Source organism: Exiguobacterium sp. s130, assembly GCF_018619055.1.
Lineage (GTDB): Bacteria > Bacillota > Bacilli > Exiguobacteriales > Exiguobacteriaceae > Exiguobacterium_A.
The window spans coordinates 83,975-100,522 of sequence record NZ_JACSNI010000003.1 but is presented as its reverse complement, the minus strand read 5'-3'; the positions used below and the strand labels follow the sequence as shown (position 1 = coordinate 100,522).

16 protein-coding genes are annotated in these 16,548 nt (G+C 44.6%); 8 read left to right on the top strand and 8 right to left on the bottom strand.

What is annotated here, in order from left to right:
• The first annotated feature begins 76 nt into the window (after nucleotides 1-76).
• From HZS85_RS08025 to HZS85_RS08005, 5 genes are all read left to right on the top strand, one after another.
• A complete protein-coding gene (locus HZS85_RS08025; RefSeq protein ID WP_214854876.1) occupies nucleotides 77-562 on the top strand; it encodes a hypothetical protein in 486 nt (161 codons plus the stop codon).
• Nucleotides 563-729: 167 nt separating this feature from the next.
• Entirely contained in the window at nucleotides 730-1,839 is a 1,110-nt protein-coding gene (gene ispG / locus HZS85_RS08020) for a flavodoxin-dependent (E)-4-hydroxy-3-methylbut-2-enyl-diphosphate synthase (protein ID WP_035409173.1), read from the top strand.
• A 98-nt stretch (nucleotides 1,840-1,937) separates the two neighbouring features.
• The gene (locus HZS85_RS08015; protein WP_251137900.1) at nucleotides 1,938-2,507 is read left to right on the top strand and encodes a 5' nucleotidase, NT5C type; all 570 of its coding nucleotides are present in this window, start codon (nucleotides 1,938-1,940) and stop codon (nucleotides 2,505-2,507) included.
• A 91-nt stretch (nucleotides 2,508-2,598) separates the two neighbouring features.
• Nucleotides 2,599-3,069 (top strand): LytS/YhcK type 5TM receptor domain-containing protein, encoded by a 471-nt coding sequence (locus HZS85_RS08010; protein ID WP_214854874.1) that lies wholly within the window; start codon nucleotides 2,599-2,601, stop codon nucleotides 3,067-3,069.
• 178 nt (nucleotides 3,070-3,247) lie between these two features.
• The gene (locus HZS85_RS08005) at nucleotides 3,248-3,679 is read left to right on the top strand and encodes a GGDEF domain-containing protein (RefSeq protein ID WP_214854872.1); all 432 of its coding nucleotides are present in this window, start codon (nucleotides 3,248-3,250) and stop codon (nucleotides 3,677-3,679) included.
• A 60-nt stretch (nucleotides 3,680-3,739) separates the two neighbouring features.
• Here HZS85_RS08005 and HZS85_RS08000 read toward each other — a convergent pair whose 3' ends face one another.
• The 5 genes from HZS85_RS08000 to HZS85_RS07980 all read right to left on the bottom strand — a co-directional run bounded on the left by HZS85_RS08000 (nucleotide 3,740) and on the right by HZS85_RS07980 (nucleotide 9,282).
• A complete protein-coding gene (locus HZS85_RS08000; protein ID WP_214854870.1) occupies nucleotides 3,740-5,569 on the bottom strand; it encodes a bifunctional diguanylate cyclase/phosphodiesterase in 1,830 nt (609 codons plus the stop codon).
• Nucleotides 5,570-5,720: 151 nt separating this feature from the next.
• Nucleotides 5,721-7,154 carry an NAD(P)H-hydrate dehydratase gene (locus tag HZS85_RS07995; RefSeq protein ID WP_251137898.1) on the bottom strand — a complete coding sequence of 478 codons (1,434 nt, stop codon included), beginning with the start codon at nucleotides 7,152-7,154 and terminating at the stop codon, nucleotides 5,721-5,723.
• 91 nt (nucleotides 7,155-7,245) lie between these two features.
• Nucleotides 7,246-7,677 (bottom strand): Fur family transcriptional regulator, encoded by a 432-nt coding sequence (locus HZS85_RS07990; RefSeq protein WP_214854868.1) that lies wholly within the window; start codon nucleotides 7,675-7,677, stop codon nucleotides 7,246-7,248.
• On the bottom strand, nucleotides 7,649-8,518 hold the full coding sequence (locus HZS85_RS07985) for a metal ABC transporter permease (RefSeq protein ID WP_035409182.1): 870 nt from the start codon (nucleotides 8,516-8,518) through the stop codon (nucleotides 7,649-7,651). Before HZS85_RS07985 ends, HZS85_RS07990 begins: the two co-directional genes overlap by 29 nt.
• On the bottom strand, nucleotides 8,515-9,282 hold the full coding sequence (locus HZS85_RS07980) for a metal ABC transporter ATP-binding protein (RefSeq protein ID WP_035409184.1): 768 nt from the start codon (nucleotides 9,280-9,282) through the stop codon (nucleotides 8,515-8,517). The genes HZS85_RS07985 and HZS85_RS07980 overlap by 4 nt, the downstream gene beginning before the upstream one ends.
• A gap of 215 nt (nucleotides 9,283-9,497) precedes the next feature.
• Between HZS85_RS07980 and HZS85_RS07975 the strand changes: the two genes are divergently transcribed.
• The 3 genes from HZS85_RS07975 to HZS85_RS07965 are packed head-to-tail and all read left to right on the top strand — an operon-like array spanning nucleotide 9,498 to nucleotide 13,412.
• Nucleotides 9,498-11,036, top strand: coding sequence for a Ppx/GppA family phosphatase (locus tag HZS85_RS07975; RefSeq protein WP_214854865.1), 1,539 nt, complete (start codon nucleotides 9,498-9,500; stop codon nucleotides 11,034-11,036).
• The gene (locus HZS85_RS07970; protein ID WP_214854862.1) at nucleotides 11,033-13,186 is read left to right on the top strand and encodes an RNA degradosome polyphosphate kinase; all 2,154 of its coding nucleotides are present in this window, start codon (nucleotides 11,033-11,035) and stop codon (nucleotides 13,184-13,186) included. The genes HZS85_RS07975 and HZS85_RS07970 overlap by 4 nt, the downstream gene beginning before the upstream one ends.
• Before the next feature lie 55 nt (nucleotides 13,187-13,241).
• The gene (locus HZS85_RS07965; protein WP_023467523.1) at nucleotides 13,242-13,412 is read left to right on the top strand and encodes a XapX domain-containing protein; all 171 of its coding nucleotides are present in this window, start codon (nucleotides 13,242-13,244) and stop codon (nucleotides 13,410-13,412) included.
• Between the two features lie 120 nt (nucleotides 13,413-13,532).
• On the opposite strand, the gene HZS85_RS07960 is transcribed toward HZS85_RS07965, so the two are convergent.
• The 3 genes from HZS85_RS07960 to HZS85_RS07950 all read right to left on the bottom strand — a co-directional run bounded on the left by HZS85_RS07960 (nucleotide 13,533) and on the right by HZS85_RS07950 (nucleotide 16,524).
• Complete coding sequence (locus tag HZS85_RS07960) at nucleotides 13,533-14,150, bottom strand: hypothetical protein (RefSeq protein WP_214854859.1); 618 nt, start codon at nucleotides 14,148-14,150, stop codon at nucleotides 13,533-13,535.
• A gap of 20 nt (nucleotides 14,151-14,170) precedes the next feature.
• Nucleotides 14,171-15,073, bottom strand: coding sequence for a deoxyribonuclease IV (locus HZS85_RS07955; RefSeq protein WP_214854857.1), 903 nt, complete (start codon nucleotides 15,071-15,073; stop codon nucleotides 14,171-14,173).
• A gap of 98 nt (nucleotides 15,074-15,171) precedes the next feature.
• Nucleotides 15,172-16,524 carry a DEAD/DEAH box helicase gene (locus tag HZS85_RS07950; protein ID WP_023467520.1) on the bottom strand — a complete coding sequence of 451 codons (1,353 nt, stop codon included), beginning with the start codon at nucleotides 16,522-16,524 and terminating at the stop codon, nucleotides 15,172-15,174.
• Nucleotides 16,525-16,548 lie beyond the last annotated feature (24 nt).

The window sequence follows — 16,548 nt, the reverse complement described above, 5'->3', positions numbered from 1 at the left end:
CTGTACCACTACAATAACCCCTTTATTTATGAACAAATATTCAATCCAAAAAACCTGTTATAAAACAACGGAAAGAGTGATATTTTTGTCTTTTTTACGTCAACTCATTAATTACTTACAAACTTCATTAATTCCAAACCGCTCGTTTTTACGACTTCGTCTATCAGATGTTTCTTTGTATTTCTGTGGATTGGCTTGGATTTCACTATGGACGACGATCATCGATTCCTTCTTTTTACAAAAAAATATTCCAACCGTGATTTGGTCCGTTCTCCACTTCATCTTCATCGCTATTGCGGTCTTACTGTATTTGCTCTTAATGGCATATCTGACGAAAGGATTCGTTCGTCTGTTACTCCCCCGCCCATGGGCATATCGTCAGACGTTCCCTTACACGGTTGCAACGAATCTATGGACCTTCCCCCTTGGCATGCTTCTTTACCAATTGGGGCATCATCAAATGGGAGTCGCTTTACTCATCCTCGGGCACTTCATTTACACGTTGGTGCCATTATGGATCGCCCGTTCCCCGAAACCCCGCGCGTCACGTAAATCTCGATGAGTATCAAAATCAGGCGTCCGACGGATTGACGGACGCCTTACTTTCATTAAACAATTGTAAATGTTCGATTTTCGTTCTTGTTTCTCGATTTTTAGGGAATAGTTCGATATGATAGAAAAGGTAAACATAAACAATATGGCGGTATGCCACAAAAGGAGATTTTCGATATGCCGAAAATGGTCCATCGCTCTAAGACTCGTCCTGTTCGTGTAGGGGACCTTGTCATTGGTGGAAATAATGAAGTCATCATCCAAAGTATGACGACAACTAAAACACACGACGTCGAAGCGACAGTCGCTGAAATCCTACGTCTTGAAGAAGCTGGTTGCCAAATCGTCCGCGTCGCTTGTCCAGAAGAACGTGATGCGCTCGCACTTGCAGAAATCAAAAGCCGAATCAACATTCCGCTTGTCGTAGACATCCACTTCAACTATAAACTCGCGCTCATGGCAATCGAAGCTGGCGTCGATAAAATCCGGATTAACCCAGGTAATATCGGTCGCCGCGAAAAAGTCGAAGCCGTCGTGACGGCAGCAAAAGCGAAAAACATCCCAATCCGGATTGGGGTAAACGCTGGTTCACTCGAAAAGCACATTCTCGAAAAATACGGTTATCCGACAGCACGTGGTATGGTCGAAAGTGCCTTGCACCACATCAAGATCCTTGAAGATCTCGACTTCCATGACATCATCGTTTCATTGAAAGCATCAGACGTTCAGTTGGCGCTTGAAGCATATCAACTTGCTTCTGAATCGTTTGACTATCCACTTCACGTCGGGATTACGGAATCGGGTCCACTTCGTTCTGGTTCATTAAAATCAGCAGCAGGACTTGGAGCGATCCTCTCACGCGGAATCGGAAACACGGTTCGTGTATCTCTTTCAGCAGACCCTGTCGAAGAAGTAAAAGTCGCAAAAGAAGTCTTGAAATCATTTGGTCTCGCAGCCAACGCGGCGACATTGATCTCATGTCCAACATGTGGTCGGATCGAAATCGATTTGATGTCGATCGCTGCAGAAATCGAAGACTACATCGAAAATATCCAAGCGAACATCAAAGTTGCTGTTCTTGGTTGTGCAGTCAACGGTCCTGGTGAAGCACGTGAAGCCGATATCGGTATCGCCGGCGCTCGCAACGAAGGATTGTTGTTCCGTCACGGAGAAATCATTCGTAAAGTACCAGAAGCAACAATGGTCGAAGAATTGAAAAAAGAGATCGATGCCATCGTCCTCGAAAAACAGGCTGAAAAAGAAGCCGAAAAAGCAAATCACGTATAAGATAGGGCTCCTCTTTGATGAGGAGTCTTTTTTCGTATCTCGATTTCGACTATGTTATACTAAGTGAAGAAAAATTCTTAGAACGTGGGTGACTGTAAATGAAAATTGGAATCGACATCGATGGAACGATCACACATCCATCCTCTTGCTTCACTTACATGAATAAACATCTCGGAACGTCGATTGACTTCAATCAGGCGTCTGAATATGAATTGCATACGTATACGGATATGAATCAAATCGAATTTTGGGACTACATGGTGAACTCCGGTCACGAGACAGGAATTTATCGTGAGTCCATCCCTCAAGAACATGTTCGCCACCACTTATGGAATTTGCGGAAGCAATATGATCTCCATTACGTGACAGCACGATCGGAACTCGTTCGTCCTGTAACTGAAGAGTGGATCAAACAACATGAACTTCCTCTTGATTCCTTAATCATGACGGGATCACACGACAAAGTACAAGTCGTCCGTGATTTATCACTCGATTTGTTTATGGAAGATCGATTAGAGAATGCTGTGCAGATCGCAGAAGATACATTCATCCCTGTGATTTTGTTCGACGCACCTTATAACCGTAAAGCCGTACCGAATAATGTTATTCGTGTCGCTTCATGGAATGAGGCCGTTCAAGAGATTCAAAAATTTGCACCGATTCGTTAAAACAGCCGATTAGGCTGTTTTTTTCATGTTATTGAACTCTGAGATATCTTACAATGCTTTTCGTTTTAAATTTTAAACTAGGAAGTGCTTCATGATGCTTGCTACAGTGAATATCTTTTTTATTAATATTTGTATTATTTTTCTCGTTTCTACGTTCGCCTTTTATCTGCTTCGTGATCGTTTACCGATTCAACCCGACTCGATGATATCTACTCGGCTGTATTTTGGTTTTGCTAATGGGATCACCGGTATTCTTCTTATGCATCATGCGATCGATTTAAACGGCGCACTGATTGATTTGCGTTTGTTACCTCTCGCTTTATCCGCTTTATTCGGTGATAACATCAGTATCACAGTGACGGGATTAATGCTTCTGATTTATCGTTTTTTAATCGATAATGGCGTTTCTATAAATGCCCTACTTAGTTCTGTCATGACGCTACTCGGTTTTTTGATGCTGTCATTTATTTGTCGTCGGTTCATTACACGGCAAGGATATTTTTTTTACCGCCATCGTGACAGTCGGCTCTCTACTTGTTCTTTGGCGACTGATTACGAGTAATTCCCCTGTAGATGCCTGGAGGACGATTTATATTCCTTATTTCGTCTTAACGATTGGCGGAGCCTTTTTGTTTTATCGTTTGTCACTACTCCTGCAACAACATTTTGTTCTTTACTCTTATCAATCCTATCTCGCTTCGACCGATCAATTAACAAGGCTTGCGAATTGACATGTCATTTTGGAAAAGGTCACGACGCTTGAAAAAAACAGAGCTTCTTGGGGCGTCATCTTGTTTGACTTAGATCACTTCAAGAGTGTGAATGACACGCATGGTCACGCCGGCGGCGACGCCGTCTTGCGCCATTTTTCGATTGTATTGAATGAACATTGTCCCGCACCTATCACGGTTGGTCGATATGGCGGTGAAGAGTTCATCGTCATCATTCCAGATTGTGACCTTTACGAACCTATTCATTTAGCAGAAACAATCGTGGCAGCCGTTCAACAAACGCCATTTGTCATGCAGGATCATGCTGTATCGATCACGGTATCTGCTGGAATTGCTTACGCTCATCATCATCCCGCTGAAACGGTCTTCAAGCAAGCAGATATTGCTTTGTATGAAGCAAAAACACAAGGTCGAAATCAATATCGACTGTACCAATCATAAATACTGTATGAAAAAGCCACTTCTCTCCGAAAGGTTCGGACTGAAGTGGCTTTTTAGGGATTAATGAATCGTTCCTTCATTCGTTTTTTGTAGTAGACAGATGATTTCTTCGAGTGGTACCGGTTTAGCGAAGAAGTAGCCTTGGAACAAATGAATCCCGATTTCTTTGGCAATGCGTACTTCTTCTCCCGTCTCTACCCCCTCGACGATACATTCGACATGCATCGACTGACTCAATTGAAAAATCGACTCAAGAATTGATTGTCGTTTCTCTGATGCTCCGATTTGTTCAATGAATTGCTTTGGAATCTTTAATTGACGTAACGGTAATAAACGTTCGAGGACGTGATACGAGGCATGACCAGTCCCGAAATCATCAAGAGAAACTGGAAAATCGAGTGTTTTGATGCGTTTGAGCGCTCGATGAATCGATTGACTCTCAAAATCAAGCGACTGACTTTCCGTGATCTCGATCTTAATCTGTTGCGGCTTTAGTGCATACTTGAGTAGCGTTCGTTCAATGAATGGCATGAATGACTCACTCGTCAATTGTCGTGGCGATACATTAACCGATAAGGTAAATTCATCCGGAACGAGACCGATCAATGCTTTACGCGTCTTACACCCTTCCTCAAAAATCCATTCTCCTAGACGAATCATCAAGTCACTTTTTTCAGCAATCGGGATGAAGACGGATGGTCGATCAGCTCCTTGCAACGAGGTCTTCCAGCGAACCAATGCTTCAAGACCAATGAATTGCTCTGATCGAACATCGTACTGCAATTGATAGACGAGGTGAAAGTCCGTTTCAATATTAGCCTGTGCTAATGATTGTGCTGCTTTGACTCGCAATTCTTGATCCTTTCGCCAGGCTTGGTCAATGCACATCACACGTTCATTTTGTTGAGCGGCTTCCTGTAGCGCAGTCAATAACTGCTGTACTCGACGCTTCCGATTGTCCGTCGCCCCTTCTCCATTATCGATGACGATGGATATGTTGACGTAGACATGATGCCCTTCGATTTCGTAAGGTATGGAAATTTCTTGACTTAATTTTTCCATCACTTCCTTACATGCCACCTTGTCCGGCTTTTCCATGACGATCAATAACGTTCCTGCTTCGATTCGAGCAAACGCTTGATATGGAGGTAGTTTTCGCTTGAGCCGTTCGATACATGCCCGTAACACTTGTGACTGAATGTCTTCTCCAAAATACCGTGCCAACTCATAATAATTTTCTAAATGAATCCCGACAAAAATGAGCTGTTTTTCAGGTCTTGGGAAATCGACTTCGTTCAATCCTTGACGATTCAAAATACCTGTTTCTTCGTCACAGCGTGCCGTATCGTGTAGTTGTATCGCCAAATCATTCAAACGATTTAAATTACGGATATGCAAGTGATTGATGACAAGGGCGATGGAAACACCAATTATAATCATGCCAATTCGTCCATAATGATCAGTCGGATCAATTTTCACCGTCACGGTATCGGCATTCCACATGACGTAAAAACTAGTTGCGATGGCAATGATGATGGCGTACCACATCATGATTCGTTGATACGAAATCAAAGCGATCATTAAAAACAAAAAACTGCTAACCCAAACGGTGACCGCCGCATAAGGTAAAAAACCAATCGAAGTGATTGGAACAACGAGCAACATCAAGGACAATAAGTGGGTTTGCAACACCACGTCCATCTTACGACGACTGATATAAAAAATAAAAATCCCCATGAGGACTAAAAATGAAATAATGACAGAACGACTTAAATATGCATTCTTTATCGTCTCTTCCGTCGTCGTATAAATGATTAAAGCGCCAACAAGCATCATGAAAAGGGCAAAATTTCCGATCCACCATTGTTGTTTCCGAACAATGTCCTCCATGTATTTCCCTCCTTTCCATTAGTTTTTTCGTATATAGGTTTCGACATCGCTTGATGATACTCCTAACGTATTGAACGTGTCAATTCTTTCCTAAAAAGAAAAGTCTTCCCTCATACGTGTCGCGGAAGACTTTTCTCTAACAATTATTGTCCTATAACCCAAATTGTCCTAACTCTTCGATGACATCCGTTGCTAACAAACTACTTGGATGTAATCGTCGTTCAACTTGTTTTGAAGCACGCGCATACCACTCTGCTCCTAGCGCTAGCGTTCTTTCGACATCTCCTGATGGATGTTGCGCAAGGAGACTCGTTAAAATTCCAAACAAGGTATCCCCGCTCCCTCCCTTTGCGAGACCACTCGATGCACCAGAGATGACAAACCCACCTCCATCTGGTTTAGCGATTAAAATGACATGGGATTTCAAAACGACAGTTACTTGATGCAAGACGGCATACTCAGTTGCTTGACCGAATAGATCATCTTGAATACTTGCAACAGTCTGATTCGTCATCCGAGCGAATTCGCCAATATGCGGTGTGACGATGATCGGCGCGGTTCGTTCTGGGTAACTTTCTTTTATTAGTGCTCCGGCATCTAACACTACCGGTAGATCACTTTCAAGTAGATGATCCACCCATGTTTCGGCTACTTCTTGCGATAAACCAGGACCGATTCCAACTGCTGATATGGAAGATAGCACGTTCTGAATCGCCGGTAACGTCTGGTCCATGACCATCGCTTCCGGTGCTTGAACGATGATCCCCTGTTTCGCAAGTGACGTCGTCGCGACTTGTAGTTTACCGACTCCCGTTCTTAAGGCTGCCCGCGTCGCGAGTTGGATGGATCCCGGCATCGTGTCACTTCCTCCAATCAATAATGCCGTTCCGTATGTCCCCTTGTGACCGTATGGTCCCCGCTTAAACAAGGAAGCCAGATCCTTCGGTGAGACGCGCCATTCACCAAAAGCCGGTAATCCGATATCTAGCGTTTCTGATTCTCCATAAAACGGTGCCGTCCGTATCAAAAAGGTAGATCGTTTCATCGCATGCAATTGAAATGTCGCATCTGCTCGAATCGCTATCTCTTTGAATCCTATAGTATGGTCCGTCGGCACACCGCTCGGAACATCTATTGCATAGATGCGTGCTCCTTGCTGCTTTTGTTCCGATACGAATGCACACTGCGCCTCGAATTCCGGATTAATCCGACCTGGATCAAATCCAGTACCGTATAAGGCATCCAAAATGACATCATATCGACCACATGGTTTTTCGGCTACAAGTCCGAACGCTTCTGCATAATGAGTATGAATCGCCGCACTATCCGAACGACTCTTTCCAAACGGAGTGAATAGCGTGACATCGAATCCGTCACGTATCAGTTCGCGACCAATGACATAACCATCCCCACCATTATTACCGGTTCCACACAAAATCAGTATTCGTTCTGCCTTCGAATGGCGCGTTTTAATCTGTGTTGCGATCTGACTTCCGGCTCGCTCCATTAACACCTCGAGCGGTAGCCCAGATGTCCGTGCCCACTCATCAATTTGTCGTGCTTCCTGTGTATCATAAATCATCATCTCATCACCTCTGTTCGACTATTCCCGTTTTAATCAGGACTAGTCGTATAAAAACAAAAAAGAAACGTCCCGAATGGACGTTCCCTTCTATTTAAGACGTCAAGCGTTGACAATTCGCACAACGTCCATAGATTTCGAATTTATGATCTTCGACTTCAAAACCAGTCTCTTGAGCGGGTGAAATCCACTCCATCGGGCAGACATTCAACGTCTCCGTCTTGCCACAGATTCGGCATATCAAATGATGATGGTGATGACCGGAAGCACAGGCAGCCCGATATTTCATCTCACCGTCTAATTCCGTCACTTCTAATAAGTCGATTTCCGAAAAATCATTCAAGTTTCGATAAATCGTATCATAACTTAACGAAGGATGAGACATCCGGAGAGCTTCTGCCACTTCCCGCGCACTGACATACCGATTCACTTCAAACAGATACGATAGCAAATCCAGACGTTTCGGCGTCATTTTAAACCCAGAAGCCTTCATTCGTTCACGCGCTTGTTCGATGTTCGTCTTCATGTGTTTTACCTCCTATCCAAAAACGTTCTAACAGCATGACGATGATCAGTTCGAGCACGGCAAGTAGGACAATCATTCCGCCGGGTGCTAAATCAAACTGATAAGCCAGGATGAGTCCAAGTACTGTTGCAATCTCACCGAAGATGATAGCTAAAAAAATCGTCGTCTTAAAACTTTTAGCAATTCGAAGTGCTGCCGCAACCGGCAACGTGATTAAGCTTGAGACAAGTAAAATTCCGACGATTCGCATACTAATCGCGATCACAAGCGCAACGACAATCATAAAGAGAATGTGAACTAAACGAAGTCGAATTCCCGAGACACGTGCCTGTTCCTCGTCAAATGAGAGGAACAACAATTCCTTATAAAAGGCAAAGACGAAGATGACGACCACGACCGTCACGATAAGAATCGTGTACACATCCGTTAAGGCAACAGCCGAAACCGTTCCAAATAAGAAGGAGACGAGATCCATTGAAAAGCCGTTCGCAAGACTAATGAATGTCGCACCGAGCCCCATCCCTGTTGCCATGATGATCGGAATCGCGAGTTCTTGAAAATGCTTATATTTAGCGCGCAACCAATCAATCGTCAATGCCGCGATGACCGACGTCACGATTCCTAAGTACAGTGGATTTAAGTCCGCTAATTGCGCGACCATACCAGAAATCAAGAGACTGAGTGCAATCCCAGCTAACGTGACGTGCGAAAGTGCATCTGCGATCAGGCTCATCCGCCGGACGACGACGAACGAGCCAATCAATGGGGCCGTGAATCCAATTAAAATGGCAGCTACTAAAGCATACTGTAAAAATTTCAACGTCATGAATGCTTCGATCATTGGACACTCTTCCCTTCGTGAACGAGGACACGTCCCGGAACTGGATAGAGGGAGCGGATCGTCTGTTCATCTAGTTCCCAATACTCTTTAATGCCACAGTTACAACCTAAGCGTCCATCGACCAAATGAATGACATCCGTGACGAGTTTGCTGACGAAATGGATATCATGTGTCACAAGGACGAACGTTCGCCGTTTATCTCGACGCAGTTCTTCAAGAATTTCATAAAATTCTTTCACGTATCGCTGATCGACACCAACAGTTGGTTCATCTAAAATCATTAAGTCTGGATCGTTGACGAGCGCACGCGCGATGAAGACGCGTTGTTGTTGACCGCCGGACAAGTCGCCGACTTTTGAATCACGGCGTTCCCACATCCCGACTGTTTCAAGGGCAGTCCGTACTTTGTCTCGATCATCGCGTGACAAACGACGAAAAAGTCCTTTTTTAGCATACAACCCCATCTCGACGACTTCTGCGACAGTTACCGGGAAACCCGAGTTAAACGAAGCTGCTTTTTGCGAGACATAGCTGATTCGCCACCATTCATTGAATTGCGATTGGGGTTGTCCGAATAAGCGAATCGTTCCTTTCGGTTGCAATAAACCTAAGATACATTTGATCAGCGTCGATTTCCCAGATCCATTTTCCCCGACGATTGCTAAGAATTGTCCTTGTTGAACCTGAAACGAAACTTGATTCAATACCCGGCGATCCGGATAATCATAGCTGACTTGATCAATCTCGATGATTGGTGTTTCCATTTATTTTCACTCCTTCCGTTTTCATAAAACGGAATAATTACGTCTTAACCAACTGTCTTATTATAGCGTTCGCTAATTATTGGTGCAACTCTAGCAACTTCCTATCCTCCTTTGAAAAAAATCAAGGTACAATAAAGACAGAAACTAGCTGTTTCCGGCTTGTTCAGGAAGGGAAATCTTTTAATGCACGCATCGCAGAGAGGAGTCGAGGTCACTTGAAACAAGAACTTGCAGTCATCGATATCGGTTCCAACTCAATTCGTTATGTCATCTTCCATCCGATCGCTTCTGGTCGTTACATCGAGAAGATTAACATTAAAGTCGTCGCGCGTTTATCTGCTCATATCAATAAAGACGGAGCACTTGACGACGCAGGCATCTCGTTACTCGAAGAAACGTTACATCGATTTTACGAAGTCGGTGTCACCCATGAGGTCGAGGAGACGATTTGTGTCGCGACCGCTGCTATTCGTAATGCGACGAATCGAGAAGCAATTGTTAAATCCGTTACTGAAAACACACCTTTTTCCATTCAGGTTCTAACAGACGAACAAGAAGCATACTATGGTTATTTTGCTATCATCAATTCGACCTTTCTGACAGATGGGTTTTCTGTCGACATCGGCGGTGGTTCCATGGAAGTCACCTTGATCGAAAATCGCGAGATGGTAGCGTATCATAGCTTTCCATTTGGCGCCGTCACATTGACACGGCAATTCGTTTCCGACGAGACACTTAGTGCAAGTGATAAGAAGAAGTTGATGAAATTCTTACGGGAACAATTCGAATCGATACCATGGCTAAGTGATAAAAAGCTTCCTTTAATCGGTGTCGGTGGTTCTGCCCGAAACTTCGTTCGTATCCATCAATCCAATCAGGATTATCCGCTTCGGAGCGTTCATCAATATCAAATCAAGGCGAAGGAACTCGCGAAGATGGTCGATGATCTGGAAGGGAAATCAGCGAAACAGCTATCGAAAATCGAAGGGTTATCAAAGGATCGAATCGATATTTTCCTGCCGGCATTGATTGCGATCCAAGGGTTAGCTCAACACATCGAAGCGGAAGAATTCATCATGAGCAATCTCGGTCTTCGTGAAGGTCTTGTTTACGAGTTCGACGTGCAGGACGAAGCATACCGCCGGATTGAAAACGTACGTGAGCAGAGCCTCTATCAGCTTGAAAGTGATTATAAGGTCAATCGTGATCGTGCGTCGTATATCGGAACACTTGCTAAATCGATGTACCGTCAACTCGTCACGTTAGACCTGGTATCAGAACGAGCGTCCGATTTACGCCTCCTCGATTCCGCAAGTCGTTTGTTTTATTGCGGTCAATACATTAATCCGGATACGCGATCAGACCAGACGTTTTATTTGTTGACGAACACCGAAATGAATGGCATGACGCACAAGGATCGCGTTGCGCTCTCACTTGTCAGCTCCTATTCTTCAGCGAAACGGATGCAACAACTCGCAAAGCCATTCAAAGAATGGTTCACGGAAGAATCACTGGACCGTTTCGACTTACTCGGTTCTTTACTCAAGTTAAGCCATGCCCTCGACGTGACGGAACGAAAAGCTGTCGATCATTTGGAACTGTTCCTTAAAAAGGACCAACTCCAATTCGTCCTCGATACAGGCGATCATGATTATGGATTTGAAGTCGAAAAAGCCGAAAAACAAAAGAAACACCTGGAACGAATCATTGATTGTACGATTACCTTCGAAACGAAAGGAGATCTTCCTTCATGAAGCTCGACATACCGGAACATTTCAATAATCGTGAGCTCAGCTGGCTCCAGTTCAACGAACGTGTACTGGGTGAAGCTTTTGACACACGCAATCCATTAATGGAACGTTTTAAGTTTCTCGGTATCTTTAGTTCAAATTTAGACGAGTTCTATATGGTAAGGGTCGGTGGCTTAAAGGATGAAGTGCTCGCCGGGTTCAATAAACCGGAAAATAAACAACAGATGACACCTAAACAACAGTTACGTGCGATCGCGTTGAAAACAAAAGAGTTAGTCGATCGGCAATACGAAGCATTTCAAGCAATCAATCAGACGTTATCAGATGAAGGCATTACATTCTTAAAATACGACGCCCTGACTTCAGAACAAACGACCTATGTAAAATCCTTTTTCCGTGAACAAGTCTTTCCGGTACTCACGCCTGTTGCTGTCGATGCCTATCGTCCGTTCCCGATGTTGTCTTCAAAATCGCTTAACATCGCAACGGTTCTTGAAGCAGAAGACGGGACGAAACGAAATTTGGCACTCGTACAAGTACCTGCTGTTTTACCGCGATTCGTCGATTTACCGGTAGAAGATGACGAGACGACGGCTGTCATTTTACTCGAAGACGTCATCATCGCCTTCATTGACAGTTTATTTAAAGGCTATCGCGTGTTGTCTGCCATGCCATTTCGGATCACCCGGAATGCCGACCTTCCGTTTCATGAAGAAGGCACACACGATTTATTGAAGTTAATTGAAAAGGAATTAAAAAAACGGCGTTGGGGGGTAGCAATTCGACTTGAAGTCCAAAAAGCTGCCATCAATACTGAACTAGTCAACATGCTACGCGATGTACTTGATTTGCAGGAACGCGATATCTTTGCTGTGAATGGTCCGATTGATTTGACGTTCTCCTTCGCCTTCTACAGTCAAATCGGTGTTGAATATGATCATTTGATCTATCAGACGATCATGCCGGTCGATCCACCCGCACTCGATAGTTCAAAAAATCTGTTCAAGCAATTACTGGAACGCGACTATCTCTTGCATCATCCGTATCATACGTTTGATCCTATCGTCCGATTCATCGTCCAAGCGGCTAATGATCCGAACGTCCTTGCCATCAAACAAACCCTTTACCGCGTATCTGGTGACTCACCAATCATTAAAGCCTTAAAAACAGCAGCCGAGAACGGGAAACAGGTCACCGTCCTCGTCGAACTCAAAGCTCGATTCGACGAGGCGAAGAACATCGAGTGGGCAAAGCAGCTGGAAAAAGCCGGCGCTCATGTCATCTACGGATATAGTGATTTAAAGACACACTCGAAGATCACGCTCGTCGTCCGACTCCACGAAGGAAAGATTCAGCGTTTCGTCCATCTTGGCACCGGCAACTATAATGATTCGACGGCGAAACTATACACGGACGTCGGATTATTGACGGCTCGAGAAGAAATCGCCGAAGATGCTACGAACTTCTTCAACTGGTTATCCGGTTATGGAGAACAACCGGAATGGAATGTCATTCAAACTTCACCGAACGCGATGCTTGAGAAGTTCCTGTCATTGATTGACGAAGAAATTCATCATCATAAAAAACACGGAAACGGCCGAATCGTCGCCAAGATGAATAGTTTAACGGAGAAAGACATCATTTTACGGCTCTACAAGGCATCGCGCGCCGGTGTACAAGTCGAACTTATCGTTCGTGGTGTCTGTTGTCTGCGTCCTGGCATTCCAGATGTTTCGGAGAACATTCGCGTCATTTCGATCGTCGATCGTTACTTGGAGCATTCACGCATCTTCTACTTCCATCACAACGGGCAGGATTTGATGTATGGATCAAGCGCGGACTGGATGACACGCAACATGCGAAAACGGATTGAAATCTTGTTCCCGATTATGGACGAAGAACATAAAGAGTATTTAAAGGATTGTCTTGCCCTCGCTCTTGCTGATAATGTGAAGTCACGCGAGCAGGCAGCAGACGGATCCTATCATTATGTCAAAGACGGAAAACAGAGTTGTGAATCACAATTGCTGATTCAAGACTATACGAGCGGCAAACTAAAACAAAAACCTAGTTTTACAGCTCCATTGACACAAAAGTGGATCACTATCGAAAAGAAGGAGGACAAAGTCATTCTTGATCAAAATGCCACATGACGTTTAAGATATACTTTACTTTAAATACTGATTTACAGCAGAAAGGACGAAATGTATGCTTCAGCAAATCTTGTTATCCCTTCTAGCCGGCGTCATCTGCGGAGTCGTGTTCACCGCACTGAAACTGCCGATTCCTGCCCCCCCCGTTTTTCCAGCAGTCGTCGGAATCTTTGGTGTCTTCCTTGGGATGAAAATCTATCTATTTTTAGTAGAACGCTTTTTCTAATCTAAATGAAAACAGTTCTCTTTACTGCCAGCGCAGATAGAGAACTGTTTTTTTTGATTCTTTTAAGGTTTTAATGATTGGATGATCAGTCGTGCGAGCTCTGCTTGAATAGAAAAAGCTTTACTCACTCTCTTCCGTCGCCGCCGCCGTATCCATAGCATGCAACATCCGTTGATGTAACCACCGGTGACATGTCGGACACACCGTCTGGTATCCTTCTGATGTCAAATGCCATTCGAGTAACGACTGCCTAGATTCCTCACAATGAACACATTGACGCGCAATTTGTTCTAGATGATTTCGCTCCTTGAAGCGCTCGATTCGACGTTGTTTAGATTGTTCGAGTGTCTGCACATCGGTTTCGAAATACCCATACTGCCATGAATCAAGTAGACGTGTGCGAAACGCGCCTTCGACTGGTCCGGTTTTAATCCCGAGTTGATCGAGCGGTCGTCCAAGTAACGGATGACGTAAATCCACACTGATGAGATCAAGACATACATAAGATCCTTCTAAATCGTCAGCAGCGGTCAACCAAAACGGATCTTCTGGACGTGTCGTATACTCCGTGAACAAGGCTTCTGCATACGCCATGATTCCATCAGTCGTCGCAAGAAACACTTCTTCTCCCTCCGCCAGTTCTGCCGGCAAATAAAACGGTTCTTTTGTTTCGTAATAGTGGACAACAGCTTGTCGTATCGCAAAACAAGTCTCATCAACGACGAGTATATGACACATCACAGACACCCCTTTATGAGTTATTCGACCGGTGCTCCTAGAATCGGTAGACGCCATTCCGCATCAAACGCACCTGAACGTAACATCTCGATTTCTTGTTTATACGGTGCCACTTTTTTCTTCGGATCAAGCCCGATGTATGGCGTCTCTAAGATTTTTGGTAAATGAGCCAGTGCAGGATGATGCACCACACGATGTAACGCATCAAATCCAATCTCACCAAAACCAATATTTTCATGACGGTCCTTCCGCGCACCGCGGATATTTTTCGAGTCATTCACATGGATGACACCAAGACGATCCAGTCCGACGATTCGGTCGAATTGTTCGAGAACACCATCTAGGTCGTGCACGATATCGTATCCCGCATCATGCACGTGACATGTATCAAGACAGACGGACAGACGATCATGATGTGTGACGCCTTCGATGATCTGAGCAAGTTCCTCAAAGGTTTTTCCGATTTCTGATCCTTTTCCAGCCATCGTCTCAAGTGCGATCTTGACCTGTTCGTCACCTGTCAGCACTTCATTGAGTCCCTCGACGATCCGTTTGATTCCGACTTCTTCCCCAGCACCGACATGCGCACCAGGATGTAATACGATGTGTCGTGCTTTCTCTAGAGCTTCTGCTCGTTTGATCTCGGCTCCTAAAAACGAAACCGCGAGTTCGAATGTCTCGGGTTTCGTCGTATTCCCCAAGTTGATGATATACGGCGCGTGCACGACGATTTCCTCTATTCCATTAGCACTCATATGTTGTAATGCTTCTGGAATCCGTAACTCTTCCATCGGCTTACGGCGTGTGTTTTGAGGTGCCCCTGTATAAACCATCATTGTCGTTGCACCATAAGATGCCGCTTCTTCACTTGCACCTAACAGCATTTTTTTCCCCGAAACGGAGACGTGTGAACCTATTTTCATGTTCTTTTCCACCTTTCTCTTTTTACAGTGTACCAAATCTTGAAAACGACAAGACACCCGAAAAATGTTTTTTCATTTTACGGGTGTCTTCGATGGTGTTATTTGGATTTGCGTGCGTTTTCTTTACGTTGCGCGCGACCGACACCACGTTGTTCTTTGATGCGTTCACGTTTTGCTGTTTCTTTCAGCTTATATTGATGCTTCTTCTTATAACCTGGTTTAACGCGTTTTTTCGCTTTTGCTGCTTCACCCGAAAGGCGGCTATGCGCTGTCTTCGAGACAGCAGTTTTCATATGTGGCTTCGCACGACGACGTTCTTTGACCTCAACGATTTGAGTGCCTTTGACATCGACGTTCGTGAATTGAATGCCACGATCCTCTAAGCGATTGATCATACCATTTTCGTGGTCTTCAAACAGTGTGTAGGCCAATCCATCTTGATCGACTCGACCTGTCCGACCGACACGGTGGACGTAGAAGTCTAAATCTTTTGGGATACCATGGTTGATGACGTGTGAGACGCCTGAAATATCAATTCCGCGTGCAGCAAGATCCGTCACGATAACATATTGATACTTCGCATCGTTGATTTCCTTGATCGCTTGTTTCCGGCGACGAGCCGGGAGATCACCGTGAAGGGAACCAACATTCAATCCTGCTTCTAGGAACAAAGCTTCGACTTCGATTGCTTCTGCTTTTGTGTTCGTAAAGATTAGACAGATATACGGATTCAGTGCTTTCGCGACTTTCAACGTCAATTGTGAGCGCTCACGATGCTTGACCGGAATCGTATGGTGAACGATTTTCTTCGCTGTCTGTTGTTTCGGATCCACATGGGCGTAACGTGGGTTGTTCATGTATTTTTTCAAGAACGGTTGTAATTTCTCAGGAATCGTTGCTGAGAAGACCATCATCTGCAGCTGTTCAGGAAGAGCTTGAGCGATCCGGTCAACTTCTGGCAAGAACCCCATATCGAGCATTTGATCCGCTTCATCGATGACGTAGTGCTTCACGAAATGCGGTTTTAAAGCCTGTTCTTTGAATAGGTCTAAAATACGTCCCGGTGTTCCGATGACGATTTGTGGTGAGACTTTCACACGACCGATTTGACGTTCGCGATCCATTCCACCTGTGATAAGACTCGTTTTGATGAAGTCTGGTTCCTTCACGAGTAATGATTTCAGTTCTTCATGAATTTGCCATGCAAGTTCACGCGTCGGAGCAACGATGATCGCCTGTAATTCTTGGAGCTTCGGATCGACGTTTTGAACGATTGGAAGAAGGAACGATAACGTTTTTCCTGTTCCTGTTTGTGATTGACCGATGATATCGCGCCCCTTTACTGCAGCTGGGATGATCCGCGACTGAATGTCGGTCGGTTTTGTGATGCGGGCGTCATCGAGTGCTTCGATGACGAACGGGTGTAATTGATAATGGCTGAATCCATTCATGAATTGACACCGTCCTTTCCTTAT

Bases quoted from the DNA above. Each gene is read 5' to 3' on its own strand.
- ispG (WP_035409173.1), top strand. From the start codon at position 730: ATGCCGAAAATGGTCCATCGCTCTAAGACTCGTCCTGTTCGTGTAGGG.
- HZS85_RS08015 (WP_251137900.1), top strand. From the start codon at position 1,938: ATGAAAATTGGAATCGACATCGATGGAACGATCACACATCCATCCTCT.
- HZS85_RS08010 (WP_214854874.1), top strand. From the start codon at position 2,599: ATGATGCTTGCTACAGTGAATATCTTTTTTATTAATATTTGTATTATT.
- HZS85_RS08000 (WP_214854870.1), bottom strand. From the start codon at position 5,569: ATGGAGGACATTGTTCGGAAACAACAATGGTGGATCGGAAATTTTGCC.
- HZS85_RS07995 (WP_251137898.1), bottom strand. From the start codon at position 7,154: ATGATGATTTATGATACACAGGAAGCACGACAAATTGATGAGTGGGCA.
- HZS85_RS07990 (WP_214854868.1), bottom strand. From the start codon at position 7,677: ATGAAGACGAACATCGAACAAGCGCGTGAACGAATGAAGGCTTCTGGG.
- HZS85_RS07985 (WP_035409182.1), bottom strand. From the start codon at position 8,518: ATGATCGAAGCATTCATGACGTTGAAATTTTTACAGTATGCTTTAGTA.
- HZS85_RS07980 (WP_035409184.1), bottom strand. From the start codon at position 9,282: ATGGAAACACCAATCATCGAGATTGATCAAGTCAGCTATGATTATCCG.
- HZS85_RS07970 (WP_214854862.1), top strand. From the start codon at position 11,033: ATGAAGCTCGACATACCGGAACATTTCAATAATCGTGAGCTCAGCTGG.
- HZS85_RS07965 (WP_023467523.1), top strand. From the start codon at position 13,242: ATGCTTCAGCAAATCTTGTTATCCCTTCTAGCCGGCGTCATCTGCGGA.
- HZS85_RS07960 (WP_214854859.1), bottom strand. From the start codon at position 14,150: ATGTGTCATATACTCGTCGTTGATGAGACTTGTTTTGCGATACGACAA.
- HZS85_RS07955 (WP_214854857.1), bottom strand. From the start codon at position 15,073: ATGAAAATAGGTTCACACGTCTCCGTTTCGGGGAAAAAAATGCTGTTA.
- HZS85_RS07950 (WP_023467520.1), bottom strand. From the start codon at position 16,524: ATGAATGGATTCAGCCATTATCAATTACACCCGTTCGTCATCGAAGCA.